The organism is Planococcus sp. TJ-302 (assembly GCF_058268455.1).
Genome location: NZ_JBZDOI010000001.1, coordinates 378,771 through 402,706, shown reverse-complemented (window position 1 = coordinate 402,706; position 23,936 = coordinate 378,771). Strand labels below are relative to the sequence as shown.

Sequence of the window (23,936 nt, the reverse complement as noted above, 5' to 3'; positions counted from 1 at the left end):
GTACGTTTTCATACTAAGCGTTCGTAAATCTACTTTTTAGGGAAAAATAACAAAGGGAGAGAAGATGTGCCTTATCGGCCTCTTCTCTCCCTTTCTATTAGTGCAGCTTCCGATAACTCTTGATATGTAATCTACTATAAATTAAATAGTACTTTATTTTTAATCTACTGATAGCTCATGAGTTATTCATTTTCATTTAATTCATCTAAAGAATATATTTTCTTCATGTGACTTTTCATTTGCATAACCGTCTAAAAATAAAAGGAGGCTTAAGATGAAGAAATATTGGTTTTCAGTTTTACTATTCTATTTAATATGGTTATTAATTTCTCAATTATATTTTTCAGAACCTACTTGGTGGTCTATATTTACTTCGGACCGTTCAACCCATACCTCTTATATAGAACATATTTCTTTAGTAAAAGTGACATTTGTTGTCGTTCCTCTTTTAGTACTCTCTTTTCTTGTGAAATGTATAAACTTAAATAGGAGTCAGCGCGATTAAGTGTTTTCAATTATATTTTTAAATGGGCTGCTTTACTTTCAACTATTAAACTACTTTTCATAATCAATAGAGATTGTAAAAAACCGTTCGTAAAAGTACACTTATACAGACACAGAGGAAAAGCAATGCTATTAAGCGCTGCTTTTCCTCTGTGTATTTTGCTAGCAGAATTACGACTACTTCTGATAATTTCGGGATATGTAAACTAGTAAATTGTTTAAAATGATAATATAAAATGAGCTTACTATAAACAGGAAATTGAAAGTTTAATTGGAACATGGAAATTATTACTCAGTTTGTCTGTAACGTAAATAACAAAAGTGAAAGGAGAAGACGGATGGATTACTATGCAATGGAACCCCCCTTTGAGCTTAAGGTATTTGAAGAAATGACCAAGAAAGAAGCGCAACAACATTTCGATTGGTTTGTCAGTCAGATACCAGACCGTCTCAGTCAGCTGAAAAAATTGTATATGTGGAGCAACGAAAGCAATATAATTTCATTAGATTTATCACCCGAATCTCTGGTTGCTTTGTGGAAGTGGTTTATACCACGGGTAGATGTTGAGCCAAAATCTCCTGAGCAACTGTCCGAGGAATTAGCAAACCTCCCGGAATGGATGCACGAAATTCATTCAAAAAATCCATCTGAACTTACTCTAGCAACACAAAGTTTAATCATAGATATCGGTATTTATTACGGAGAAGTTTTTCGAAAAGAATACCCAGAGATGGAATGGGGATTTGTGACAAAACCTAAAAAAATCTTCTATGTTAACCGCCCTATTGTCACATTAAAAGAAACTGGTTTTGAATATGATCCCCGCCATATGGTATATATCCAATCTCTTAAAGTTTTAAAAAATGAAGCAAAAAATGAAGCATTGTTAGATCTTTTCAGCGTGGAGAGAGAATATATCGGTAATCTGCTTTAAGGGATATATTAAAGACGCTTTTTTAGATAAAGAGATGAAATCAAGGAATAGAGAATATATAAACATTCCCTTTATTATCTGCACCTCTGCTGTTAGACACTCATCTAACGTATGGAGCTGCATTTTTTTAGAACTTGTAAGAAAACGTTTTTGATTTCCAAATACCATGCGGGTATTTTCCTATATTGAGTTATAGGACCGTTCGTAAAAGTACACTTTTACGAACGCTTCGAGAAGAGCTGAAAATGACCAAAAAGAGCGTTCGTAAACGTGTCAAATCACTTTACGAACGTTCGCGATTTTGCACACACTTTTACGAACTCTTCACGTGTATAAAGAGAGAAAAGAATCGTTTACCGAGGTAAATTATGGAACATCGCAAATTTGGTTACATACGCGTCAGCACCAAAGATCAAAATGAAGGCCGTCAATTGGAAGCCATAAGAAAAATGGGCATCATTGAACGGGACATTTATTTAGACAGCAAAGTGGGGAAAACTTTGAACGCGCAAACTACCAATTACTAAAACGGATTATTCGAAAAGGAGATATTTTGTAGATCCACTCCTTGAATCGGTTTGGCCGGAACAAAGAAGAGATTCTTCAGGAATGGAATGACCTCACGAAAAATATTGAAGCGGATATTGTGGTGTTGGATTTCACCTCATTTTAATCACATCTTTTGCCATTGTAGACATAAAAAATCTCCTGGAAGACAAGAATTGTCTTTCAATTCTTGTCTTCCAGGAGATGATAGCACAAACTTTGTTACCTTCCATTTAAAGGGACATCAATAGAAAATAAATCTTTCAGGTTTAAATAAGTTATTATCAATAATAGGAGCTAGTCATACAAATCGCTCAGAAATACCCTAATTTTTTGAGGTCCTTGTAAACGATCCAAGAATACTTCTTTCTGCCCTCACTGTTTAAATGGTCGGCATCGATAAAATAGTGTTTGTTGTCAACGAACCGTTGATCATTCATGTAATTTAAAAAAGGAGCATCTTTTTCAAGCGGTTTTAAGTATTGAAAAACAAGTCGATTCATCACTTCTTCATCGAAATGTTCTTCATAAGCCTGATGCACTGGCTCCATGGTTAGTACGACTTGATAGCCTTTCTCTTTACAATACTCCAACATTTCCTTTAACTGCCTCAGATTTTGTTTAATGTGATTTTTTTCAGTCGCTTCTCTGTATTGGTCTTCTACGTATTCATACTTTCTTTCCGCATAGTTTTTGCCGTTATTTGCCCAGGGCTGATGAGAATCCCATCTATAGCTTTTCAATTTGCCTGATAGCGCAGAATTGAAACTCTCACCATTTGCCCCAGGTAAATACAAGTAACTGTAATAATCCAGTAACCGAAACGGTTCAATTTGGTTACGATCCAAAACTTCATAATAATTTCCTACATTCTGGGTCTCAAAATTTGCAAAAGTCATTTGAGAAATGGAAATGATGACTACACAATCCCTTTTAAGATACTCGCCATACTCTTTCAACAATTTAAAGTCGTATTGAATCGTCTGCGCAGGAAGAGCTAAGTCCAGATGGGATAAACCAGTAGGTTTAAAATAATACCCATACATGGAATGAGATGCACCTAGATTGATGATATCAACGGGATGTGGATTTTTCTTAAACGCCAATATGTCATGGTTTATGTTGTAATCATAGGAATCCATGACAAATTTATTTACTGGGATAAACAGCAGTATAGCCACCATAATGATGATTGTTAACTTAATGAATAAACGGCTCATAGCAAATCCTTTCGATGCTGTACTTCTTTTGCCAAAATTGTTGAATCGCCCGCCAACAAAATGCCCACGTAATTTGCATTTCGATCAAAAGCCACCATAGATAAACCCTTCACCCGAAACACCGAATACAAGGATTGAGACAACGATTAAAATGTAAAATGCAAATCGAGCGAATGCCGGACGCTGTGATAGCCAGGTCCATGTTGAAGCATTTTTTCGTTCGATATAATGAAACAGTTGTACAATGACAAAGAAAAAACCGAAGATCACTAGATCCAGCAGCGAAAACATTTCAGCTGCCTTCATAATTCCTGATGGGCTCCATGAGCTGAACGTTAAGAAAAGCTGTGCATTTTCAAATGCGTCTGTAACGGAATCCGATCGGAAAAAAACTCTAGAAAAACACACTAGCAGGAAAGTTATTGAAATTTTTATCCATTTATGCAGCGTTGGACTCCTATCCAATTGTATAAATGTCGCCATCTTTCCACGAACATGTTTTGTGTGATCTCCAAAAACACGATAAAACCCGTGAATTAGCCCCCATATAACAAAAGTCCAAGCGGCTCCGTGCCAAATGCCGCTTATTAAAAAAGTAATGATAATGACTAAATAAATTTCACTTCTCTTCTTTTTCCCTTTACATAACGGCACAAAGATATAGTCTCTGAGCCATGTAGAAAGCGTAATATGCCACCTACTCCAGAAATCCGCTATCGAAACGGCAAAGTGCGGCTGCTTAAAGTTTTCTGTCAATTTTATCCCAAGCATTCTTGCACAACCGATAGCAATGTCACTAAGTGCTGAAAAATCAGCGTACAATTGGATTGAAAATAGAATAGTAGCTAAGACGATTTGTGAACCAGTCGGGTCCGGACTATCGTAAACACTAGCTACAATCGGAGCTAGTCGATCAGCGATTAATGTCTTCTTAAAAAACCCCCATGCGATTCGCTTCATCCCATAGCTTAAATTTTCATATTTTAACGTTTGTTCCACTTTAAATTGCGGAAGCAATTTCTTCGCACGTTCAATCGGTCCCGCAACTAATTGTGGGAAAAAAGCAAAATAGATTGAGAAATAGCCGTAATGTCTTTCTGCTTTTTGTTTTCCATTGTAGATGTCCACAAGATAACTTACGGCCTGAAATGTATAAAAAGAAATGGCTAAGGGCAGGACTATGTCTTGGTATGGTACGGCATAATTCCAATCCATGTATGTTGAAATTGCTCGAACTGAGTCATTTACAAAATTAAAATATTTAAACCACCCGAGGAAAAACAATAATGCGGAAATACCAAATAGCATGACTTTTTTCTTCTGTTTCTTTGTCTCCTGCTTTTCAATGATAATTCCAGTAAAATAAGAAAAAGCTGTGCTTGCAAGTAGCAACAGGATAAAGTAGCTGCTCAAGGTAGCGTAAAAACCGTAACTTGCTGCTAGTAAAAGAACCCATCTCCATCGATGTGGGAATAGATAATACGTAAAAACGGTTATTGCGAAAAACAGGAGAAACTCAATTGATATAAAGGTCATCCAATCACCTGATAAAAAGTAAACTTAAGATTTTTCATAAAACGAGATAAACAATAATCCTAAAGTGGTCCAAATTGCGTGAACCTCTGAAATGTGTCGACCAAACGCTTAAGAACGAATAAATCCTGTACTAATATTGGTTCCACATTCTCTCAACTTTCTCGTAAAAGGTGGCTCACTTAGTTTCAGCTTTCAGTATTTAAGGTTTTGTCACATGCATTACATTTCCTATTACGGGTTCAAGCGTTAATGAATTATCCATTTTTAGGTAACTCAGAATAGAGTATTTTCCCAAAATGGTTACGTGGGATTTCCTCAATTCTCATAATCTCAAAGCCCTTTAAGTTTAATTTTTCCTTAATTATTTTTTTTATTTGAACACGATCTTCTTTTAATGTGTAAATATACATTTGGTCATCCGTCCCAGCGCAGACGCAATCATGACCATGCTCATTTAAAAGTCCTTCAACTTCATCTAAGCTGATACGGTTTCCAGCGACTTTAATGATTCTTTTGATTCGTCCAGTTATAAAAAAATAACCATCCTGATCAAAGTGAGCGAGATCACCTGTGTACAACATACCGTTGTTCTCGTCTTTTTTCGAAAGATCGACTAACGACTCAGCATACCCCAAAGAAACATTTGCTCCTTTGTAGATCAATTCGCCGATAACATTAGGCGCTGTAATTTTGCTGCCATTGTCATCTTGCAGCATCAGTTCTCCACCTGGGATGGCAATCCCAATACTGCCGACTTTATCAAAGTTTTTTTCATGGGGTAAATAGCTCATCCGCGCCGTTGCTTCAGTTTGACCGTACATGGTGAAAAATTGAATCCCTTTCTGATTGCATACTTCAGCAAATTTAGACGATAGATTCGCGCTTAATTTTCCACCTGCTTGCGTTAGTTTTTTTAAACTTGGAAGATTAAACTCTTCAAACTTCAGTCTATTAAGCATCTCATACACGAAAGGAACTCCACCAAAAGTCGTTGCTCGCTGCTCTCTGCATAAGTCCCAAAACTCTTTTTGTATGATAGATGCATCCGTTACAATGATCGTCGCCCCGCGAATGAAATGACTATTGATGATGGAAAGACCATAGGAGTAATTCATTGGAAGCGTTGTTATCGGTTTATCATCTGCATGGATGTCAAGGTACTTCACAATGGATTCCGCATTTTCGAAAATATTTTCATAACTTAAGCGGACAAATTTGGGGCTGCCCGTACTTCCGGAGGTTGATAAAAGGAGCGCAAGATGTTCATCAAGATCATGTTGTAAAAATGTCGGACATCTATATAGTGTGTATTCTCCAAACACATATGAACAATCCATTGTTTTTAATAGGTCTTGATTTTCACTACTCGCCCAAATGTATGCAGGCTTATAAAGGTTAATCAGTCTATGCAACCGATCCATCTGGATGGAAGCATCCAAAAGAACAGGTACAACCCGACCTCTAATAAAGCCCACGTAGCCAAATATAGACTCTTTATTATTTGAACATAAACAAAAAACGAGCGTTCTTTCTCCTACTTTACCGGAGATAGCGTCAGCAATTTCTACCATTTCAGCGTAAGAATATTCGCGCTCAGCATATACAGCGGTGCGGTTTCCAAACTCCTCAATTTTTTTGAAACTATTCATTAATAAAGTCTACTCCCAACCGATTCAATAGCTCCATTCCTGACTGGTAAGAATTGAACTCTGTAATCCATTCAGAATCTATTGAGACATCAAAAACATCTTCAATCGTAGAAATGAGAATCATATGTCCAAGTGAATCCCATTCTCTTGTTTCTCCTAGTGCTAAATCTTCACTTACCTCGTCTTCTTCCAATTCCAACGCATCTATAAATACACTTCTATATTTTTCGATATTTTTCATCATTAACGCCCTTTCAATAATTACTTTCACTTGCATCTGTGTGAAGGCCTTGTTTGCTTAAACAGTTTCTGTATCTGACAATTTTTTAGGATTCAACTACTACAACTTGCAGATGATGCTCTCGCTTCATGCATGCTAATATCTCATTTGGCTCACTTTTAACGATCTATACTTTAATACCAGCTTCTTTTTTGAATGCTTTATATAATGCATCATTGACATCGTAATGGTAGCTTGTTTATACGTCAACATCTTTTACGCTTCCTGAAAGCTATCTTTAAATAGCTTAATTGAAAATGATTATCATATTCAATTATAAGTCCATGAAAAGAAAAGTCAATATAGTAATTAAATGCGATTTTTATACTTATAACTGAATTCTGAGCCTTCACTCATCGAATTCTTGCCGTCATAAACATGGAACACGAACTATGGATCACCCATTTAAAAATGGCGTCGGAGAGCGTTTTCATGAAATAAAACCCTGCTACATACAAAAGCCACTACAGGACAAAGTAGCCGCAAAGAGAAACACCTCGTGAACCTCACCACTTGCTTGATCTCTGACGCACATGTATAGTCTGCTCAATCTACTTCAAGGGTTTCAGCTAGTTTTCGTTTGATGCGCATGCTCGCTTTTTTTGCCGTATTGAACTAAAAGCAACCATGACCAGTTAGTCGATTTGTTCATGAACTTACCAAGTCAGCAATATTAAAACCAAATTATTTAGAAGACTGTGCACTTAAGCCGGCTTTTTCACTCCTATAAATAGCGTTAGATAATCCTCTATTGTCCATGTTTAAATTATTTAGGGAAACTAAAAAAATGACTCCGGCAGAATACCGAAGTCATCTAGTCGCAGCCTAGCTGCGGGGTACCTTTTTATAAACTGTTCATTAAACGGGACGCGGATCAGTTTTTCTATCCCTTTCTCCTTTTATCTCCCTTTTCAATTTTGATGCAGTCCCTTTTTTCTTTTGCGGGCTGAATATGGAAAGAGTAACGGCACTTTTTTTATGGGTTTTGCCAATGATTTGATACAAGTTTTTTTCAATATAACGCAGCTGTTGATGATTTATTTTTTTTGTAGCAACGATATCGTATCCCCATATAGGCGGCTTTAAAATATTTACATATTGATTGCTTTCTCTAACGCGCTTGAAGTGACGGTGCGAATTATCCCATACGATATAATGCTTATCATACGTGCCCTCATGTTCGTTCTTTAGACAAGGCAACACGATATATACGTCTCCCTTTATTCCTTGAGTTCGCTGATCATGTATGTCAGCCGTTGCGGTTTGCCACGTGATATACGCTATACGATTTTTGTAATCCGAATTCGTCTCTCCTGCCATTTTCTTCGGATAAGTTGGTTTTTGTTTTCTCGAAAATAATTCAACAATGATAAAAGAAAAATCCCCCTCAGAATGAGACAAAAATCGCGTCTCCATATGCCTTACATCAATCCACTTTCCCTTTGTGTCTATATCCTTTACCATATCCCGCACAATCAACACAGCGGTAGATTCACTGCTTTTCACATATTCAATATAGGCGGCATCGTATTGTCGGCTATTTATCAAGGGTAGTGGTTTAACTATATGTTGACCTTTTTGCTCTGCTTTACACGTAGCATAATAAATATATCTCTCAATGTAATAAGCTCGTGTTTCTCCCAAAGGCTCCTGTTTTCTTTTAGCTTTTCCTAGTTGTTTCTTACGCTTTTTCTGGTTCTCTATTTTTTGTAGAACTTCAGAATTATTTACAAGATTGTCATTTGTATACGATTCACTACAGTCAAAACAGATTTTCCATTGTTTAATCCAAAGATGCTTTACATCTAGTTCGGTGGTTATTCTCAAATAATCTTTCACTTTCTTTTGCAATCGATTGTTTTCATTTACTACTTGTTTCCCACAAATGATACAGTCCATCGAACAACTCCAATCGTTGCGTTAGTCGAAAAAGGAAAAAGCACTACTCCTTGTTCAAGTAAAGCACCAGTTTAAAAATTACATTATAAATAATAATTCATCTATCATTAGAAAAATTAAGAATACTACGCATTTTAATACGAGCCAGCTAAGAGGCTTTTTTTTATATTATCACTTATTAGTAAATTGTTACATATTCACCAAGGATTCATCTTTACTTAACTGTTTTTGTATCATTAGATGTTTTAGTGTGGCAAACATTACGTTTAATCAGTTAAACGTAATGTTTCGCATTAAAATCGATACTTTTGATGATTTATTTAAATGTTTTTTCTCTGGATAATCCTCAATTATCTGTATTCACTCCATTAAAGTTCTAAAGCCAAGCCAACTTTTCTTGGTTTTTTTTTGTTCAATTCTTTAGCCCCTCAAACAATTTCGTTCTCGTTATCGTGATTCCGAATGTTGTCTATGGCTGTCGCAAGCTTTCGGTTCTCCCGCTTGAGGTCTCAAAACAGAACAGCTGCATTGAGAATGCCTCTTCGAGATTGCCGATGGATAAGGAAATCTGTCGGACCGGCTTGCGGATGTAAAAGGCATGGACCAATGCCAGGAATACCCGGTAGATTTGCATTGTCCCATTTGTCGCCTCGTCAATCGTACGTGAGCAGAAAAAGGCGCTACCTAACGCGGTCTTGCTTTAGCCTGCATCCATCCGTAATATACGCCTCAACTGAACTGTTTAGATGTATAAGCAAAGATTTTTCATCCTGCAATTATATAAATGTAGGTGCCGCAAAAAAAAGCCGCAATTCCTAAGGGGGATAGGAATTGCGGACAAAGGGCGCCGACAGCGGGTACCAAGCGCTTCGGCTTTATAAATTTGGACTTGTTACCCGATGAGTTGCTTGGCAAGTCCCAATTGGTAATGTACTTGGTCAAATCCTGTGCCGCCGAGCGAATTTCTGCGGGCTACCGCTGTTTTCGGCAACAGCACACCGTAAATGTCGTCTTCGATCAACGGACTAGCTTCCTGAAGCTCCGCAAGCGGCAAGTCTTTCAGGTAATAGCCGCGCTGGATGCACGTAAAGACCAGTTTGCCGGTCACTTCATGCGCTTCGCGGAACGGCAAGCCTTTGGCGGCAAGGTAATCCGCCAGCTCCGTCGCGTTCGAGAAATCCGAATGGACGGCTTTTTCCATCGAATCAGTGCGGACCGTCATTGTGCGGACCATGCCTTCAAAAATCGGCAAGGAGCCCATCAGCGTATGGACGGTGTCGAACATGCCTTCCTTGTCTTCCTGCAAATCTTTGTTATAAGCAAGCGGCAAGCCTTTCAGTGTCGTCAGCAACCCGAAAAGATTGCCATAGACGCGGCCCGTTTTGCCCCGGATCAATTCAGCCATGTCGGGATTTTTCTTCTGTGGCATAATGCTTGAGCCCGTCGAGAAGGTATCGTCAAGTTCGATAAAGCGGAATTCTTCGCTCGACCACAGGATGATTTCCTCTGCGAAACGCGACAAATGCATCATTAGCATCGATGCGTTGCTGAGGAATTCCAAGATGAAATCACGGTCGCTGACGGCATCCAGGCTGTTTTGGTAAACGCCTGTAAAGCCAAGGAAGCTCGCGGACATTTCACGGTCGATTGGGAATGTCGTGCCGGACATCGCTCCTGCGCCGAGCGGCGACAAGTCGATGCGCTTCATCGATTCAGTGAGGCGCTCTTTGTCGCGCTGGAGCATCCAGAAATACGTCAGCAAATGGTGGCCGAATGAAATCGGCTGCGCACGCTGCAGATGGGTATAGCCTGGTACCACTGTCTCGACATGCGTTTCCGCTTGTTCGACGATCGCGCTTTGGAACGCTTCGATTGCTTCAATGATTTCCTTTACCCGGTTTTTCAAATATAAATGCATATCCGTCGCAACTTGATCATTTCGGCTTCTTGCCGTGTGAAGCTTGCCGCCCACCGGACCAATTTCGTCAATCAGAAATTTCTCTAAATTTAAATGGATGTCTTCGTTTGCCGTGCTGAATTCCAGCTCGCCTGCCTGGGCTTTGACTTTCAGCTTTTCCAGGCCGGACAAAATCTGCTCGCCTTCTTGTTGCGACAGGATGTTGCACGCCGCAAGCATTTTGACATGCGCCGTGCTTCCTTCCAAATCTTCCATTACCAGCTTTTGGTCAAATGGAATCGATGCGCCGAACTCATCAACCCACTGTTCGGCGGATTTCTGGAAACGGCCGCCCCACAGTTTGGTCATATGTTCACCTTCTCTTTCACTTGTTCCGTGACTGCCACTTCTTTTTTATTGACCATAGCGTTGACAACTGTTGGAAGGCCCCATAATTCGATAAAGCCGACCGCAGAAGCGTGGTTAAACGTATCGTCTGTTGAATAAGTAGCCAATTGTTCGTTGTACAATGAATTCGGTGATTTACGCCCTTCCGTAATGGCGTGGCCTTTGAACAATTTCACACGCACAGTGCCGTTGACGAATTCCTGCGTTTCTTTCAGGAATGCTTCAAGCGCGATGCGGAGCGGCGAGAACCATAAGCCTTCATAAATCAATTCCGTCATTTTTTTCTCGATGACCGGTTTGAAATGTGCCATTTCTTTAACTAGCGTGATGTCTTCCAATTCTTTATGTGCCGCAATCAACGTCATCGCAGCAGGCGCTTCGTAAATTTCACGCGATTTGATGCCGACCAGTCTGTTTTCAACATGATCGATTCTGCCGACGCCGTGTTTGCCGGCGATATGGTTTAATTCTAAAATCAGGTCTGTAAATTTATATGAGACGCCGTTCAATTGAGTCGGGACGCCTTTGAAGAATTCGATTTCAACGATGTCTGGAACATCTGGCGTGTCTTCTAGCGCCGCTGTGATATCGTACGCATCAGCTGGCGGCGTTGCCCACGGATCTTCCAAGATGCCACATTCATTGGCACGGCCCCAAAGGTTCATATCGATTGAGAATGGGCTGTCCAAATTCACTGGAATCGGCACATCATGCTCGATCGCATAAGCGATTTCCTCGTCACGCGACCAACCCCATTGGCGAACCGGCGCAACCACTTCAAGAGCAGGATTCAATGATTTGATGGAAACTTCAAAACGCACCTGGTCATTCCCTTTTCCTGTACAGCCATGCGCAACTGCAGTCGAGCCAGTTTCGGCGGCAATTTCAACCAGTTTTTTCGAAATCAACGGACGCGACAGCGCGGACACTAATGGATATTTTCCTTCATATAATGTATGGGCTTGTAATGAAATGAGTGCATATTCATCCGCAAATTCATCTCTCGCGTCAATCATATAACTTTCAACTGCGCCCACTTGAAGTGCTTTTTGTTTGATGAACTCCAAGTCTTTGCCTTCTCCGATATCGAGGCACACTGCAACGACATCGTAGCCTTCTGCTTTCAACCACGGAATGGCCACCGATGTATCTAATCCCCCTGAATACGCTAATACTATTTTTTTATTCAATATGAAAACCTCCAATGTATTTTTATACAGTTATATGTTGTGAATATACATATAGTAACATGGAATATTTATAAGTGCAAGCGTATAACTCTATAAAATACATAAAAAAAAAGCAGCCGCAGCTGCTCTCACTCTCCACCTATTGTATATTCATGTGTATCAAGGTCGATTTTCACTTCAGACATCTTGCCGTTTTCCATATTGGTGAACAGGAAACCAATTTGGTTGTCGCGCACAAGCGGCTGCCCCAGCATCAGCAAACGAGGCAATTGCTCCCCTTCGATGAACGCCAGCAAAGCTTCTGATTCTTTTTTCGATTCCGCGTCGTTCAAGATTGATACGGTTTCAGCCTGTGCTTCTAGCGGAAATCCATCAGCAAGCGGGCCTGTGTATTCAACGTTGACTTTCATGCCGGTGCGGATGTCGCTGATGACGCCATCTGTCGACTCTTCGCCATTTTTAAGCTGGACCGCCACTTCTTCCGGAATATCGAAATAAATATTATTGACGAGAATCTTGTCTGCTGTCACTTGCGTGATATAGCCTTCTTCCGTCATTTCCTGCTGCTCCGCTGCCACTTCCTGTTCTACTGGAGGCGCTGTTTCTTTTGCGGCAGGTTCTGCCTTTTTATCATCTGAACATGCAGCCAAAAACATCAGGCCAGCAATCATTAAACCGAATTTCTTCAAATTATCCATTCCTTTGCTAGTTGATCAGGGGTGTATCGTCATTATTAGAAAAGTCCAACAGGTTTATTTTAACCGCTCCAGCGACCTGTTGCAATAGCAAGCAGCTATTCTCTTAAGCCTTGCTATAGTAGAGAATGCCATTTTCTCCGAGCCGTTCGATAATCTGACCTTCTTCAAGCAGGTAGTCGATCTGGCCGATTGTTTCCGACAACGTCAATCCCAATTCTTTCTCATAGGCATGAGGGAATAATTTTTGTGTCAATCCGTATACCGTCTCTTCTTCTTGCTTGATCATCGCCAGGACTTTCATTGCCCGTTGGTGCTGTTTCTCGAGCCGTTGCGTGACCAGTTCATGGACATTGCGCACTTCTTCGCCGTGGCCGCTGTAGATGACGTCAATCGGCATTTGGAGCAGCCGCGCTAATGATGCATTATATTGAAGCAATGATTTCGGACGGCCTTCATCTGGGTTTAGGGGCGGTTCGATGAGCGGATTGGAACTCACTTTCGCGATAACGTGGTCTCCGCCGATCATTTCGCCCGTTTCTTTATTCCAGAACGACAAATGGCTTTGCGCGTGGCCAAGCGTCTCCAGCACGGCCCAGTCCGGATGGCCGGGCAGCGTATCTCCTTCATTAATTGCCATATCCAGCGGCCGGCTGCCAAGCAAATTCAGCGGGCGCTTCATTTTCTTGACCCAGAACATCAAATCATCCGGCACGCCTTCCTCTTTTAAGCGTTCCAAATAAAAGGCGTCGTGGTAATCGAAAAAGGCTTGGTCCCGACGAAGCCACAAATCATTATATGGATGGCCATATAATGTAGAGTTTTTGAAGCCATCCACCCAGCCAGCATGGTCAGGATGGTGATGCGTCAGCACGACTTGTTCAATGTCAGCTGGCTCCACATTTGCCTCTTTCAGCCCCGCTTTCAGTGCTTCCCAAGCTTCGGGCGTCTTTGGCCCTGCATCGATTAACGTCAGCATATCGCCCTTCATTAAATAAGAATTAACGTCCCCAACCGCAAAAGGCGTCGGAATAATAATTTTATGTAAACTCATATTTCCATCTCCTCTAAACTGAATGACTATTCATCTATCATACCGCGAAACGGCCGCGCCGTCACGCAACGGAGCCATTTGACAAAACACGCAAAATCCCCCTATAATGCATGTACATATATAAGCGAAGAAAAAGGCCAGTACGGAAGATGAAGGTGTCCAGAGAGTGTGCTCCTGCTGAAACGCACACCCCCGCTCCCTTCCCGAACCTGCTTTTGAGCTGCCGTGCAAAACACGGCCGTCCGTCCGCGTTAAGGATCTCGAGAAGTGCCATTGTGGCAAACTTAGGTGGTACCGCGGAAACCAAGCGTTTTCGTCCTTGCAAAAGCAGGGACGATTGCGCTTTTTTATATGGAAAAGCGCAGGCGCCTGTCGGGGCTGGCCACCTGGAAAAGCGGAATTGCCCGTTTTGCACCGACAAGCGCTGGAAGCCTGAATGGTTATGGCGCTCTTTGCCATTGCTAGACAGGTTGAAGCGACTCGAGGGTCATATGCTCTGCAGCAAGGCAACGTGAAAGGTTCAAACATTTATTTAGAGTTCATGTATCTACTATAGAAGAAAAGGAAGTGCTGAATATGAATATTGTATGCGTAGGAGCCGGTTCCATGGCGGAATCGATGATCCATGGCTGGATTAACAAAAGGATTTTAAAAGCGGAGGATATCGCTGTGATGAACAAGTCCGACCGTGACCGGCTGGAATTGTTGAGCGATGAGTACGGCGTGAAGATTGTCCAGAAAGAGCGGCAGGAATTGCGCAACGCTGATTTTATCTTGCTCGCGATGAAACCGAAAGATGTCGAGGCTGCACTGACGGATATTAAAGACAATTTGACCGGCAACACCGTCATCATCTCTGTGGTTGCCGGCGTATCGATTGAAACAATCCAGAAACATGTCGGCAACTTCCCTGTCGCCCGCGCCATGCCGAACACTTCGGCGAAAGTCGGCAAGTCCGCAACCGGTGTTGCGTGGAGCAAATATGTAACGCTCGACCAGCAGCACGATTTGCGGGATTTGCTGTCTTCGATTGGCAGTGTCACTGTAGTCGACGAAAAGCAGATTGATGCGGTGACTGCCGTTGCGGGCAGCGGGCCGGCGTATATCTATTATTTCGCGGAAGCGATGACAGAAGCTGCGATAGCCAACGGCTTGTCGCCCGCTGATGCCAAACGGCTCGTCCGGCAGACTTTCTCAGGTGCGGCCGATATGCTGCAGCATGAAGATTTCGCTGTATTGCGCAAAAAAGTCACCAGTCCGAACGGAACCACAGCAGCTGGCCTCGCTGCACTCGAGCGAAACAACTTCAAGGGGATTGTCGGCGAATGCGTGAAAGACGCAGCAGACCGTGCGCGAGCCTTAGGACGGGAATTCAAATAATGCCTTCTGGTATACTGAAAAACAGTTGGGAAGAATTTGAAGGAGGCGTTTTTATTGGCAAAGTTGTTTGAACCATATACGATCAAGGACACCACATTTAAAAACCGCATCGTCATGGCGCCGATGTGCATGTACCAAAGCGATAAAGAGGACGGCCAAGTTTCTGATTGGCACCGTGTGCATTATCCGACACGCGCAGTCGGCCAGGTCGGCTTGATCATCGTCGAAGCGACAGCAGTCCAGCCGCAAGGGCGCATTTCTTCCCGCGATCTTGGCATTTGGGACGACAGCCACATCGACGGTTTGGCAGAAATTGTTCACCTGATGCAGCAAAACGGCGCGAAAACCGGTATTCAACTGGCACACGCTGGCAGAAAGGCGACCGTTGAAGGCCCGATTCAAGCACCGAGCGCCATCGCTTTCAACGATAAATACCAGACACCGGTTGAAATGACCGCTGATGAAATCCATGAAACCGTGCAAGCGTTCAAGGACGGAGCATTCCGCGCCAAAAAAGCGGGCTTTGATGTCATCGAACTGCACGGAGCGCACGGCTATTTGATCAATGAATTTCTGTCACCTTTGTCCAATAAACGGGACGACGAATACGGCGGCACTCCGGAAAACCGCTATCGCATCCTGCGTGAAACAATCGATGCGGTCAATGAAGTATGGGATGGCCCGTTATTCGTCCGCATCTCCGCACATGATTACACTGATGGCGGCATGACGCCTGAGCAATACGTGGAAATGACGAAATGGATGAAACAGCAAGGCGTCGACTTGGTCGATGTCAGTTCTGGCGCATTGGTGGCGGCACAGATACCGGTGTTCCCTGGCTATCAAGTGAAGTTCTCTGAGACCATCAAACACGAAACGCCAATCGACACAGGCGCTGTCGGACTCATCACGAGCGCGCTGCATGCAGAAGAAATCCTGCAGAACGGACGCGCGGATATGATCTTCCTGGCGCGTGAGCTGCTTCGCGAACCATACTGGGCTTACGCGGCGGCAAAAGAATTGAAAGCCGACATAGACGTTCCTGTGCCGTATGAGCGCGGCTGGTTATAAGGCAGTTGCAAAAAACGGCTAATTTAGTATACTTAATGTAACGCAAAAAACCGAATGCCTAGGCATTCGGCCAGCTGCATGCCGCGCAAGAGCGGTTGGCTGGAAATCTTGGTTTCAGAAAATAACCGTCTTTCCTCTACCACAAGGGACGGTTATTTTTTTTTGTTAATGACTAAAATCATGGAAACGACCAAAGTCACTGCACTGATCGTCAAACCGATGCTCGTAAAAACGAGACCGAATGATTCTGTAATCGTCATATCACCACCCCCTTTCCGGGAATGGCCAAACCGTCCTCATGCAGCTGTACTTTTATTTTAACATAAAGGGAACACTTGTTCTATTATTTCCATAAGTTTTTTAATATTATCCCAAATAAAGCCATCGGCATTCCTTGGCTTTCCAATTAATTCTTATTTTTTTTTGATTTCCCTTGTTTGCTGTTGCCATTCGAATTCCAGCAAATCACGGGCGATGTGGAAATCGGAATGCACATCTTTGACTTGCCCGATGAGCCGCTTGTCATCTTCCGGCAAAAAACGTGCGCTGATGTGGTTTGCGATGACGGTTTTAGCCTTCGCTAAGCTGCCGGTGCGGGCTGCGTCCAAAAATGTCGAATGGCCGTAATCCGCCGCGAGCTTCTGGGTGTCGCTGTCAAAAGTCGCTTCGTGGACCAAAACGTCGGCATCCTTGCCAAGCGCCACGGCGTTCTCGCAAAACCGAGTGTCCCCGAGAATCGTTACGACAAATCCGGGCTGCTGCACAGCAGTGACGTCTTCGCTGCGCACTGTCCGACCGTCTTCAAGCAAGACGTCTTTCCCATTTTTCAGCTTCGCCAGCAATGGTCCTTTAGGGACACCGAGCGCCGCCGCTTTTTCGATCTGCAATTTTGCCGGCAGCGGTTTTTGCGTGATGCGGTAGCCCCAGGACGGAATAGCATGGTCAAGCTCTGCCGCTTCAACCACCATCGTACCGTCTTCGAAAACAGTTTTTTCTCCCAGTTCATGGAATGAGATATCATAGGTCAAGTGCGTTCGGCTCAAGCGCAAAACCGTTTCCACGTACTCCCGGATGCCTGGCGGGCCATAGATGCCGAGCGGCTCGTCCCCGCCTTGGAACGAACGCGAGCCCAAAAGCCCCGGCAGTCCAAAAATATGGTCGCCGTGCATATGGGTAATGAAAATCTTTTCGATTTTCCGCAATTTCACTGTCGTATGTAAGATTTGGTGTTGTGCCGCCTCACCGCAGTCGAACAGCCAGACGGTACCGCGCTCTTCCAACAGTTTCAGGGCCAGCGAACTTGTATTGCGCATTTTTGAAGGCATGCCTGCCCCTGTCCCCAGAAATAATAACTGCATAATGTCCCTACTTTCTATCGTGGTCGTGGTCATCCAAAAAATCCTTGCTGAAACTGGTTTTGGAATCATACGAAGTTTTTTTGTATTTCGCGCCTTTAATAAGCACGCTTTTGCCGAATTTAGCTTCCAATTTCGACATCAGCTCCAATAGCGGTTCTTCTTTTGCGTGTTCTTGAAAATTAAAGATGGACAATTGTTCCGTCATGTCCCCTTTGTCAGCAACGTTCGACACCGTTACGCCGACCAGCCGCAGCGCTTCGCCGTTCCAATGCTTTGTAAACAGCTGCCATGCGTTGCGGAAAATGTCATCCGCTTTCCAAACAGTGTTTTTCAGCGTGATGCTGCGTGTGCGGTTTTTCCAATCGGAACTGCGCGTCTGGATGCTGACAGTCGGTCCGGATAGCTCTTTTGACTCCAGCCTGTTTGCCACTTTTTGGGACAGCCGTTTGAATACCGCTTTTAATTCTGTTTCATCGGTTTCGTCAATCGGCAACGTCGTCGAGGTGCCGACACTTTTGGTGTCATAGATCGAATCAGGGTCGACAAGGCGGTCATCAATGCCATTTGCCCGATTCTGCAGCCGCAAAGCATTCTTGCCCATTTTTTCTTTCAATAAGCCATTATTGGCTACTGCCAATTCGCCGATGGTTTCAATGCCCAGACGCTTGAATTTGGCTGCCGTGCTTTCGCCTACGCCGTGCATATCGATAACTGGCAACGGCCATAATATTTGCTGGATGTCCCGTTTCCGCAAAATCGTGATGCCGAGCGGCTTTTTCATATCGGAAGCGGTTTTCGCCAGAAACTTATTCGGCGCAATGCCGATGGAGCATGGCAAATCCAGCTCAGAAAGCATGCGCTGTTGGATTTCCTTCGCAAGTGCAACCGGATGATGCAACTCTGCCAGGTCCGTAACATCGACATAGCCTTCGTCGATCGACACCGGCTCGACGCTGTCGGTATATGAGCGCAAAATGTCGAACATCGCTTTTGATGCGGTCCGGTAACGTTCAAAGTTCGGCGCCATCAAAATCAAGTCCGGAAATTTGCGCTTCGCTTCATGGACTTGCATCGTCGTGTAGATGCCGTGAGCCCGAGCTTCATAAGAACACGTCACAATGATGCCGCGCCGCTCTTTCGGGTTTCCCGCAATCGCCAACGCCTTGCCTTTCAGGCTTGGATCGTGGGATTGCTCCACCGATGCGTAAAAACTATTCATATCGATATGAAATATCACTCGACCCGCCATGTTAATCGCTCCACTTTTCATTGACTTCTATTGCTTTATTTTACCACAGCGCCCGGTCGTATGCCCGTACCGCTCCTGCCATGGATTGAGGGCAAGCAAAAGAGAGGGCGGGACCGCCCTCTCTTTTTGACGTGCTATTTTAACGCTCTAGACTTTAGCGGACTCTTTGACAATTTCCACTAAAAGCTCAGCCAGCTTCTCGAGTTCTTCGATCGGCATGCGCTCTTTTTTCGTGTGGATCTCTTCATAGCCAACGCAAAGATTGACCGTCGGAATGCCGAAACCGTTAAAGATGTTGGCGTCGCTTCCGCCGCCGCTTGTCAGCACCGGTGAAGGACGGCCAATTTTCGCCGCCGCTTTTTTCGCGATTTCCACGACCGGTTCAGTTTCTGCGAAATGAAAGCCCGGGTACATCAGCTTTACTTCTGTTTCTGCGCTTCCGCCCATGCTTTCAGCCATTTCTTCAAAGACCGATTCCATATGAGCTGTCTGCGCAGCCAACTTTTCTTCCTTGATAGAACGGGCTTCCGACAGGATATGTACTTCATCGCAGACGATGTTCGTCGCTTTGCCGCCTTCGAAACGGCCGATATTCGCCGTCGTTTCCGAATCGATGCGGCCCAAAGCCATTTTTGAAATGGCTTTAGCCGCAATGGTGATAGCGGAGATGCCTTTTTCAGGCGCAACGCCCGCATGAGCTGTCTTGCCATGGATTGTAGTCCATAATTTCGCTTGGTACGGCGCAGAGGTGACAATGCCGCCAACTTGCCCGTCGCTGTCGACTGCGTAGCCGTATTTCGCGAACAGGAGTGAGGCATCCAGTTCTTTTGCTCCCACAAGACCGCTTTCCTCGCCAGCCGTGATCACCAATTGAATATCGCCATGTTCTATCTCGGCTTCCTGAATCGAACGGATCATTTCAAGCAGCGCCGCTATGCCTGCTTTGTCATCCGCACCGAGAATCGTCGTGCCATCGGATTGCACATAACCATCGCGCACCACCGGCTTGACGCCCCTGCCCGGCACAACCGTGTCCATATGCGCCGTAAAATAGATGGCTGGAACGTCCTGTGCAGCGCCGCGCAATGTGGCAATTAAATTATTCGCGCCGTGGCCGTTATGGAAAGATGAATTATCTTCTGCTACATGAAACCCGATCGCTTCTAATTTGTGTTTTAACACAACAGCAATTTCGCCTTCATTTTTCGTTTCGGAGTCGATCTGCACCAACTCAAGAAATTCGTTCAGTAATCTATCTTTTTTCAAGATTGGTACCCCTTCTCTTATAAAGGCATATTGCCATGTTTTTTCGCTGGCCGTGAATCTTTCTTATGGCGCATCATTTCAAGCGCCTGTATTAATTTAATGCGTGTTTCGCGTGGATCGATCACATCATCTACCATGCCCGCAGCCGCTGCAACATAAGGATTCGCAAATTTCTCGCGGTATTCCTCGATTTTTGCTGCGCGTGTTTCTTCTGGATTGTCGCTCGCCGCTATTTCGCGCGCGAAAATAATGTTCGCTGCGCCATTAGGTCCCATAACCGCGATTTCCGCATTCGGCCATGAATACACCAAATCCGCACCGATCGATTTCGAGTTTAACGCGACATATGCGCCGCCATAAGCTTTGCGCAAAATAACCGTCATTTTTGGCACGGTCGCTTCAGAATACGCATACAGGATTTTTGCGCCGTGGCGGATGATGCCTCCGTGTTCTTGCTTGATGCCTGGGAAAAAGCCCGTAACATCTTCAAACGTGATTAATGGAATGTTGAAAGAATCGCAGAAACGGATAAAGCGGGCGGCTTTATCGGAAGAATCGATATCCAGTCCGCCTGCCATGACTTTTGGCTGGTTGCACACAAGGCCAACTGTTTCGCCTTTGATGCGGGCGAGGCCTACGACGATATTGCGTGCGAATTCTGGCTGTACTTCCATGAAGCTGTCGGTGTCGACAACATCTTCCACCACTCGGCGCACATCATATGGCCGGATCGCTTCGTACGGTACGATGTCTGCCAGGTTCGGACGGTAATCGTCGTTGTCATCAACTTCAAGACGCGGAGGCAATTCCTGGTTGTTCTGTGGCAAATAGCTGATCAAACGGCGCACCATTTCCAGCACGCTTTGCTCAGAATCCGAGCGGAAATGCGCATTTCCGCTGATTGCGGTATGTACTTTTGATCCCCCAAGATCTTCCGACGAAATTTTTTCGCCTGTTACCGTTTCGATGACTTTCGGGCCGGTGATAAACATTTGGCTCGTCTTGTCGACCATGAAGACAAAATCCGTGATGGCTGGTGAATACACCGCGCCGCCAGCAGAGGGCCCCATGATTACGGAAATCTGCGGAATCACGCCGGAATAAATCGAATTGCGGTAGAAAATATGGCCATAGCCATCAAGCGACAAGACGCCTTCTTGGATGCGTGCACCGCCAGAATCGTTCAAGCCGATAAATGGAGCGCCATTTTTCGCTGCCAAATCCATGACGTTTGCAATTTTCTTCGCGTGCATTTCCCCTAACGCTCCGCCGAACACCGTGAAATCTTGTGAAAACAAATAAATCGGACGGCCGTTAACTTTACCGTAGCCGGTGACAACCCCTTCACCTGGCCCTTTCGCCATACCGAAATCCGTCGTGCGATGTTCCATAAATGGGCTCAATTCAACGAATGACCCTTCATCCACCAGCAAGTCGATCCGCTCGCGCGCTGTCAGCTTGCCTTTTTCATGCTGCTTGGCAATTCGGTCTTCGCCGCCGCCAAGCTCTATTTCACGTTTCCGGTCATACAATTCATTGATTCTTTCGTAAATGTCCATTCTCCCACTCCTCAATCATTGCTTTTCACAAAGTTCGTATAATACCCCATTTGATGATTTTGGATGCAAGAAAGCCACTAACGCACCGCCTGCTCCCGGTTTCGGCGTTTCGCTCAGCAATTGCACCCCATCTGCGCGCAGCTCCGCCATGCGTTGTTCAATGTTTTCGACACCGAACGCGATATGATGAATGCCTTCGCCTCTTTTTTCCATGAATTTAAAAATTGGGCTAGTGTCATCCATCGGCTCCAAAAGCTCCAATTTGATGTTGCCAGCATCGATGAATGCCACGCGCACTTTTTGCGATTCCACTTCTTCGATTTTCAATAAAGGGCAGCCGAGAACGTCCGTGTAATATGGGAGGACTTGTTCCAGATTCCGCACCGCTATTCCAATATGGTCGACTTTCTTCATCTTTTTCACTTCCTTTTGTATGTTCTATTTTATTGTACAGATTTGGACGCCAAAACTCTAGCTGTTCATCTATATTTAGCGGCTCAAAAGCTCTCCCTATAAATGTTTCGGAAAATATGCTATCATTTCTTCAAAGACTAAAACGTTATAAAGGAGCAATTTGTTAATGAGAAACCAAGTTTTCCGCAAAATTGTTGTCTATTCTATGATCGCCTTGATGCTTTTGTCATCATTGCTAATGGGCCTAAGCTTCATCGTATAAGTATTTAAAACCCCCAACAGATAATTCTGCTGGGGGTTTCTTTGTATATGCCATATATTAATGTCGATATTCCACAAAACAGCCCCGCTAAAACATATGCTCCTGCATCGCTGCGCTAGCTTCGTCGCAAAGAATTGGCCGAACGACCTTCGGCCAATTTCTTTCCTGCGGGCTTGCGCCGAACTAACTCGTGCTGACGCCCGAGTGGATTTCAGCACTTCGTCGCTACGCTACCCCGCGGGAGTCGGAGCTATATTGCTCCATATCTGGAAATTGTATAGAGAGTGCAGCAATTGTATCATTACCTCACTTCTATAAAAGAAATAATTTGGTTTGAGATTCACCTTTAACTAAAGCGGAAGGCGGCGACTCCTGCGGGATAGCGAGACAGACGAGACCCTGCAACGGGTTTTCATGTCCCGAAGCTAGCGTAGCGATGCAGGGACAGGAGCGCAGCGACGAAGCGGCTCGGCGCTCGCCCGCGGAACGCGTCCGCCTGAAGCGAAATCAAAAACCTATTAATAGTATCTCAACAACCAATAAAAAAACCAGCGGAAGCCTATGCTTCTGCTGGTTTTTTATTGGTGAATCCTTGATAAGACGACTTGATCTCCAAATAGCTTTCCATTTCCTCGATCACTTGGTACAGTGCCGCCATTGCCAGAAACTTTTCATGGTTGTCGGGCAACGGCATTTTGGCGAAGTCCGCTTTCACTGCGTCGAGTTTGCCAAGGTATTGGTCAGCCGTGTTGCCTGAATGGACGTGTGCTGCTAAATCCTCGAGAAATTCAGCCACTAGATGGGATTGTCCGACCTCGACTGGCAGCTCGGTAATTTTTGGAAGGATGCGCTCGATAATGTCGAGCTGCTGCTCCCGCATATCGAAATAACGGTAGTATTTGTTCTCTAACCGGGTGACATGATTTTCAACGTCCTGGTAAGCAAGCGCTTTTGCTTTTTTCACCAGCTTTTCGCTTTCCATCAATTCAGCGCCGCTCCACGACGATTCGCCTTGGTGCAGGTAATTGGCGATTTCCTTGAAGATCGTAGAGTACAGCATCTCGATCTGATTGCGGTAATCATCCAGTTTTTTCTCAATGCTAGGCATGTAGATATTGACCGCGAGCGCGGTGCCGAAGCCGATGGCCATGAGCGCAACTTCGTTCAGCAAAAGGCCGCCTGTCAAATTTTTCGAGTCGTAGATGTGCAGCAAGATGACCGCACTTGAAACAAAACCATCTGAAAATCTCAGCGACACCAAAACTGGGATGAACAGCAGAATCATGACGCCGAACACGATTGGATGGTAAGCGATGCCTTCAAAAAAGACGAATGCGTAGGCGATGCCGATGAGGCTTGCGACAAAACGCGAAAACGCTGCCCGGATGGACTTTTTCTTTGTCGGCTGAATGCAAAGAATTGCCAGTATTCCAGCTGATACATAATAATCCAATTGCAAAAGCTGCGCCAGGTATATCGCAATTGCGGCGCCAGCCGCTGTCTTCATTGTCCGATAGCCAATTGAAAAACGCTTCAGTTTCATGTTCCGCTCCTCTTTTTAGCC

Annotated in this window: 20 protein-coding genes, 1 pseudogene and 1 other annotated feature; of the genes and pseudogenes, 5 read left to right on the top strand and 16 right to left on the bottom strand. The window is 44.3% G+C overall.

Annotation, left to right across the window (positions count from 1 at the left end; all coding sequences use genetic code 11):
• Positions 1-842 precede the first annotated feature (842 nt).
• On the top strand, positions 843-1,439 hold the full coding sequence (locus tag AC4EHB_RS02055) for a hypothetical protein (RefSeq protein WP_490973923.1): 597 nt from the start codon (positions 843-845) through the stop codon (positions 1,437-1,439).
• A 368-nt stretch (positions 1,440-1,807) separates the two neighbouring features.
• A pseudogene (locus tag AC4EHB_RS02050) lies at positions 1,808-2,097 on the top strand (recombinase family protein); the annotation flags it as partial.
• A 202-nt stretch (positions 2,098-2,299) separates the two neighbouring features.
• Here AC4EHB_RS02050 and AC4EHB_RS02045 read toward each other — a convergent pair.
• The 10 genes from AC4EHB_RS02045 to AC4EHB_RS02000 all read right to left on the bottom strand — a co-directional run bounded on the left by AC4EHB_RS02045 (position 2,300) and on the right by AC4EHB_RS02000 (position 13,813).
• Positions 2,300-3,205, bottom strand: coding sequence for a hypothetical protein (locus AC4EHB_RS02045; protein WP_490980533.1), 906 nt, complete (start codon positions 3,203-3,205; stop codon positions 2,300-2,302).
• Between the two features lie 84 nt (positions 3,206-3,289).
• On the bottom strand, positions 3,290-4,741 hold the full coding sequence (locus tag AC4EHB_RS02040; protein WP_490973921.1) for an MBOAT family O-acyltransferase: 1,452 nt from the start codon (positions 4,739-4,741) through the stop codon (positions 3,290-3,292).
• 254 nt (positions 4,742-4,995) lie between these two features.
• Complete coding sequence (locus AC4EHB_RS02035; protein WP_490973920.1) at positions 4,996-6,390, bottom strand: AMP-binding protein; 1,395 nt, start codon at positions 6,388-6,390, stop codon at positions 4,996-4,998.
• Positions 6,383-6,631 (bottom strand): acyl carrier protein, encoded by a 249-nt coding sequence (locus tag AC4EHB_RS02030; RefSeq protein ID WP_490973919.1) that lies wholly within the window; start codon positions 6,629-6,631, stop codon positions 6,383-6,385. Before AC4EHB_RS02030 ends, AC4EHB_RS02035 begins: the two co-directional genes overlap by 8 nt.
• An 897-nt stretch (positions 6,632-7,528) precedes the next feature.
• On the bottom strand, positions 7,529-8,569 hold the full coding sequence (locus AC4EHB_RS02025) for a hypothetical protein (protein WP_490973918.1): 1,041 nt from the start codon (positions 8,567-8,569) through the stop codon (positions 7,529-7,531).
• Positions 8,570-9,038: 469 nt separating this feature from the next.
• Complete coding sequence (locus tag AC4EHB_RS02020) at positions 9,039-9,227, bottom strand: DinB/UmuC family translesion DNA polymerase (RefSeq protein WP_490975600.1); 189 nt, start codon at positions 9,225-9,227, stop codon at positions 9,039-9,041.
• Positions 9,228-9,461: 234 nt separating this feature from the next.
• A complete protein-coding gene (argH, locus tag AC4EHB_RS02015) occupies positions 9,462-10,835 on the bottom strand; it encodes an argininosuccinate lyase (protein WP_490973917.1) in 1,374 nt (457 codons plus the stop codon).
• On the bottom strand, positions 10,832-12,064 hold the full coding sequence (locus tag AC4EHB_RS02010; protein WP_490973916.1) for an argininosuccinate synthase: 1,233 nt from the start codon (positions 12,062-12,064) through the stop codon (positions 10,832-10,834). The genes argH and AC4EHB_RS02010 overlap by 4 nt, the downstream gene beginning before the upstream one ends.
• Positions 12,065-12,192: 128 nt before the next feature.
• On the bottom strand, positions 12,193-12,753 hold the full coding sequence (locus AC4EHB_RS02005) for a DUF3221 domain-containing protein (RefSeq protein ID WP_490973915.1): 561 nt from the start codon (positions 12,751-12,753) through the stop codon (positions 12,193-12,195).
• Positions 12,754-12,865: 112 nt separating this feature from the next.
• A complete protein-coding gene (locus AC4EHB_RS02000) occupies positions 12,866-13,813 on the bottom strand; it encodes an MBL fold metallo-hydrolase (protein ID WP_490973914.1) in 948 nt (315 codons plus the stop codon).
• Between the two features lie 118 nt (positions 13,814-13,931).
• Positions 13,932-14,137: a binding site (T-box leader), on the top strand.
• Between the two features lie 252 nt (positions 14,138-14,389).
• Here AC4EHB_RS02000 and proC point away from each other — a divergent pair.
• Together proC and namA are read left to right on the top strand one after the other, a co-directional pair.
• Positions 14,390-15,193 carry a pyrroline-5-carboxylate reductase gene (gene proC, locus AC4EHB_RS01995; RefSeq protein ID WP_490973913.1) on the top strand — a complete coding sequence of 268 codons (804 nt, stop codon included), beginning with the start codon at positions 14,390-14,392 and terminating at the stop codon, positions 15,191-15,193.
• A gap of 54 nt (positions 15,194-15,247) precedes the next feature.
• Positions 15,248-16,264: an NADPH dehydrogenase NamA gene (gene namA / locus AC4EHB_RS01990; RefSeq protein ID WP_490973912.1), complete on the top strand. Its 1,017-nt coding sequence runs from the start codon at positions 15,248-15,250 to the stop codon at positions 16,262-16,264.
• Positions 16,265-16,677: 413 nt separating this feature from the next.
• Here the strand turns inward: namA and rnz are convergent, their stop codons facing one another.
• The 5 genes from rnz to mce all read right to left on the bottom strand — a co-directional run bounded on the left by rnz (position 16,678) and on the right by mce (position 22,110).
• The gene (gene rnz, locus AC4EHB_RS01985; protein ID WP_490973911.1) at positions 16,678-17,622 is read right to left on the bottom strand and encodes a ribonuclease Z; all 945 of its coding nucleotides are present in this window, start codon (positions 17,620-17,622) and stop codon (positions 16,678-16,680) included.
• Positions 17,623-17,629: 7 nt separating this feature from the next.
• Positions 17,630-18,871 (bottom strand): DNA polymerase IV, encoded by a 1,242-nt coding sequence (locus AC4EHB_RS01980; protein WP_490973910.1) that lies wholly within the window; start codon positions 18,869-18,871, stop codon positions 17,630-17,632.
• Positions 18,872-19,018: 147 nt separating this feature from the next.
• The gene (locus AC4EHB_RS01975; protein WP_490973909.1) at positions 19,019-20,137 is read right to left on the bottom strand and encodes a M20/M25/M40 family metallo-hydrolase; all 1,119 of its coding nucleotides are present in this window, start codon (positions 20,135-20,137) and stop codon (positions 19,019-19,021) included.
• A gap of 17 nt (positions 20,138-20,154) precedes the next feature.
• Positions 20,155-21,696, bottom strand: a complete 1,542-nt coding sequence (locus AC4EHB_RS01970) for an acyl-CoA carboxylase subunit beta (protein WP_490973908.1) — start codon at positions 21,694-21,696, stop codon at positions 20,155-20,157.
• Between the two features lie 15 nt (positions 21,697-21,711).
• Positions 21,712-22,110 (bottom strand): methylmalonyl-CoA epimerase, encoded by a 399-nt coding sequence (mce, locus tag AC4EHB_RS01965; protein ID WP_490973907.1) that lies wholly within the window; start codon positions 22,108-22,110, stop codon positions 21,712-21,714.
• A gap of 166 nt (positions 22,111-22,276) precedes the next feature.
• On the opposite strand from mce, the gene prli42 reads away from it, so the two are divergent.
• Positions 22,277-22,372 carry a stressosome-associated protein Prli42 gene (prli42, locus tag AC4EHB_RS01960; protein WP_490973906.1) on the top strand — a complete coding sequence of 32 codons (96 nt, stop codon included), beginning with the start codon at positions 22,277-22,279 and terminating at the stop codon, positions 22,370-22,372.
• A gap of 559 nt (positions 22,373-22,931) precedes the next feature.
• Here the strand turns inward: prli42 and AC4EHB_RS01955 are convergent.
• A complete protein-coding gene (locus tag AC4EHB_RS01955; RefSeq protein WP_490973905.1) occupies positions 22,932-23,915 on the bottom strand; it encodes an aromatic acid exporter family protein in 984 nt (327 codons plus the stop codon).
• Between the last annotated feature and the right edge of the window lie 21 nt (positions 23,916-23,936).

What these genes read in the sequence shown, in the direction of transcription:
- AC4EHB_RS02055 (WP_490973923.1), top strand. Translation starts at nt 843, where the DNA reads ATGGATTACTATGCAATGGAACCCCCCTTTGAGCTTAAGGTATTTGAA.
- AC4EHB_RS02045 (WP_490980533.1), bottom strand. Translation starts at nt 3,205, where the DNA reads ATGAGCCGTTTATTCATTAAGTTAACAATCATCATTATGGTGGCTATA.
- AC4EHB_RS02040 (WP_490973921.1), bottom strand. Translation starts at nt 4,741, where the DNA reads ATGACCTTTATATCAATTGAGTTTCTCCTGTTTTTCGCAATAACCGTT.
- AC4EHB_RS02035 (WP_490973920.1), bottom strand. Translation starts at nt 6,390, where the DNA reads ATGAATAGTTTCAAAAAAATTGAGGAGTTTGGAAACCGCACCGCTGTA.
- AC4EHB_RS02030 (WP_490973919.1), bottom strand. Translation starts at nt 6,631, where the DNA reads ATGAAAAATATCGAAAAATATAGAAGTGTATTTATAGATGCGTTGGAA.
- AC4EHB_RS02025 (WP_490973918.1), bottom strand. Translation starts at nt 8,569, where the DNA reads ATGGACTGTATCATTTGTGGGAAACAAGTAGTAAATGAAAACAATCGA.
- argH (WP_490973917.1), bottom strand. Translation starts at nt 10,835, where the DNA reads ATGACCAAACTGTGGGGCGGCCGTTTCCAGAAATCCGCCGAACAGTGG.
- AC4EHB_RS02000 (WP_490973914.1), bottom strand. Translation starts at nt 13,813, where the DNA reads ATGAGTTTACATAAAATTATTATTCCGACGCCTTTTGCGGTTGGGGAC.
- proC (WP_490973913.1), top strand. Translation starts at nt 14,390, where the DNA reads ATGAATATTGTATGCGTAGGAGCCGGTTCCATGGCGGAATCGATGATC.
- rnz (WP_490973911.1), bottom strand. Translation starts at nt 17,622, where the DNA reads ATGCAGTTATTATTTCTGGGGACAGGGGCAGGCATGCCTTCAAAAATG.
- AC4EHB_RS01980 (WP_490973910.1), bottom strand. Translation starts at nt 18,871, where the DNA reads ATGGCGGGTCGAGTGATATTTCATATCGATATGAATAGTTTTTACGCA.
- AC4EHB_RS01970 (WP_490973908.1), bottom strand. Translation starts at nt 21,696, where the DNA reads ATGGACATTTACGAAAGAATCAATGAATTGTATGACCGGAAACGTGAA.
- mce (WP_490973907.1), bottom strand. Translation starts at nt 22,110, where the DNA reads ATGAAGAAAGTCGACCATATTGGAATAGCGGTGCGGAATCTGGAACAA.
- prli42 (WP_490973906.1), top strand. Translation starts at nt 22,277, where the DNA reads ATGAGAAACCAAGTTTTCCGCAAAATTGTTGTCTATTCTATGATCGCC.
- AC4EHB_RS01955 (WP_490973905.1), bottom strand. Translation starts at nt 23,915, where the DNA reads ATGAAACTGAAGCGTTTTTCAATTGGCTATCGGACAATGAAGACAGCG.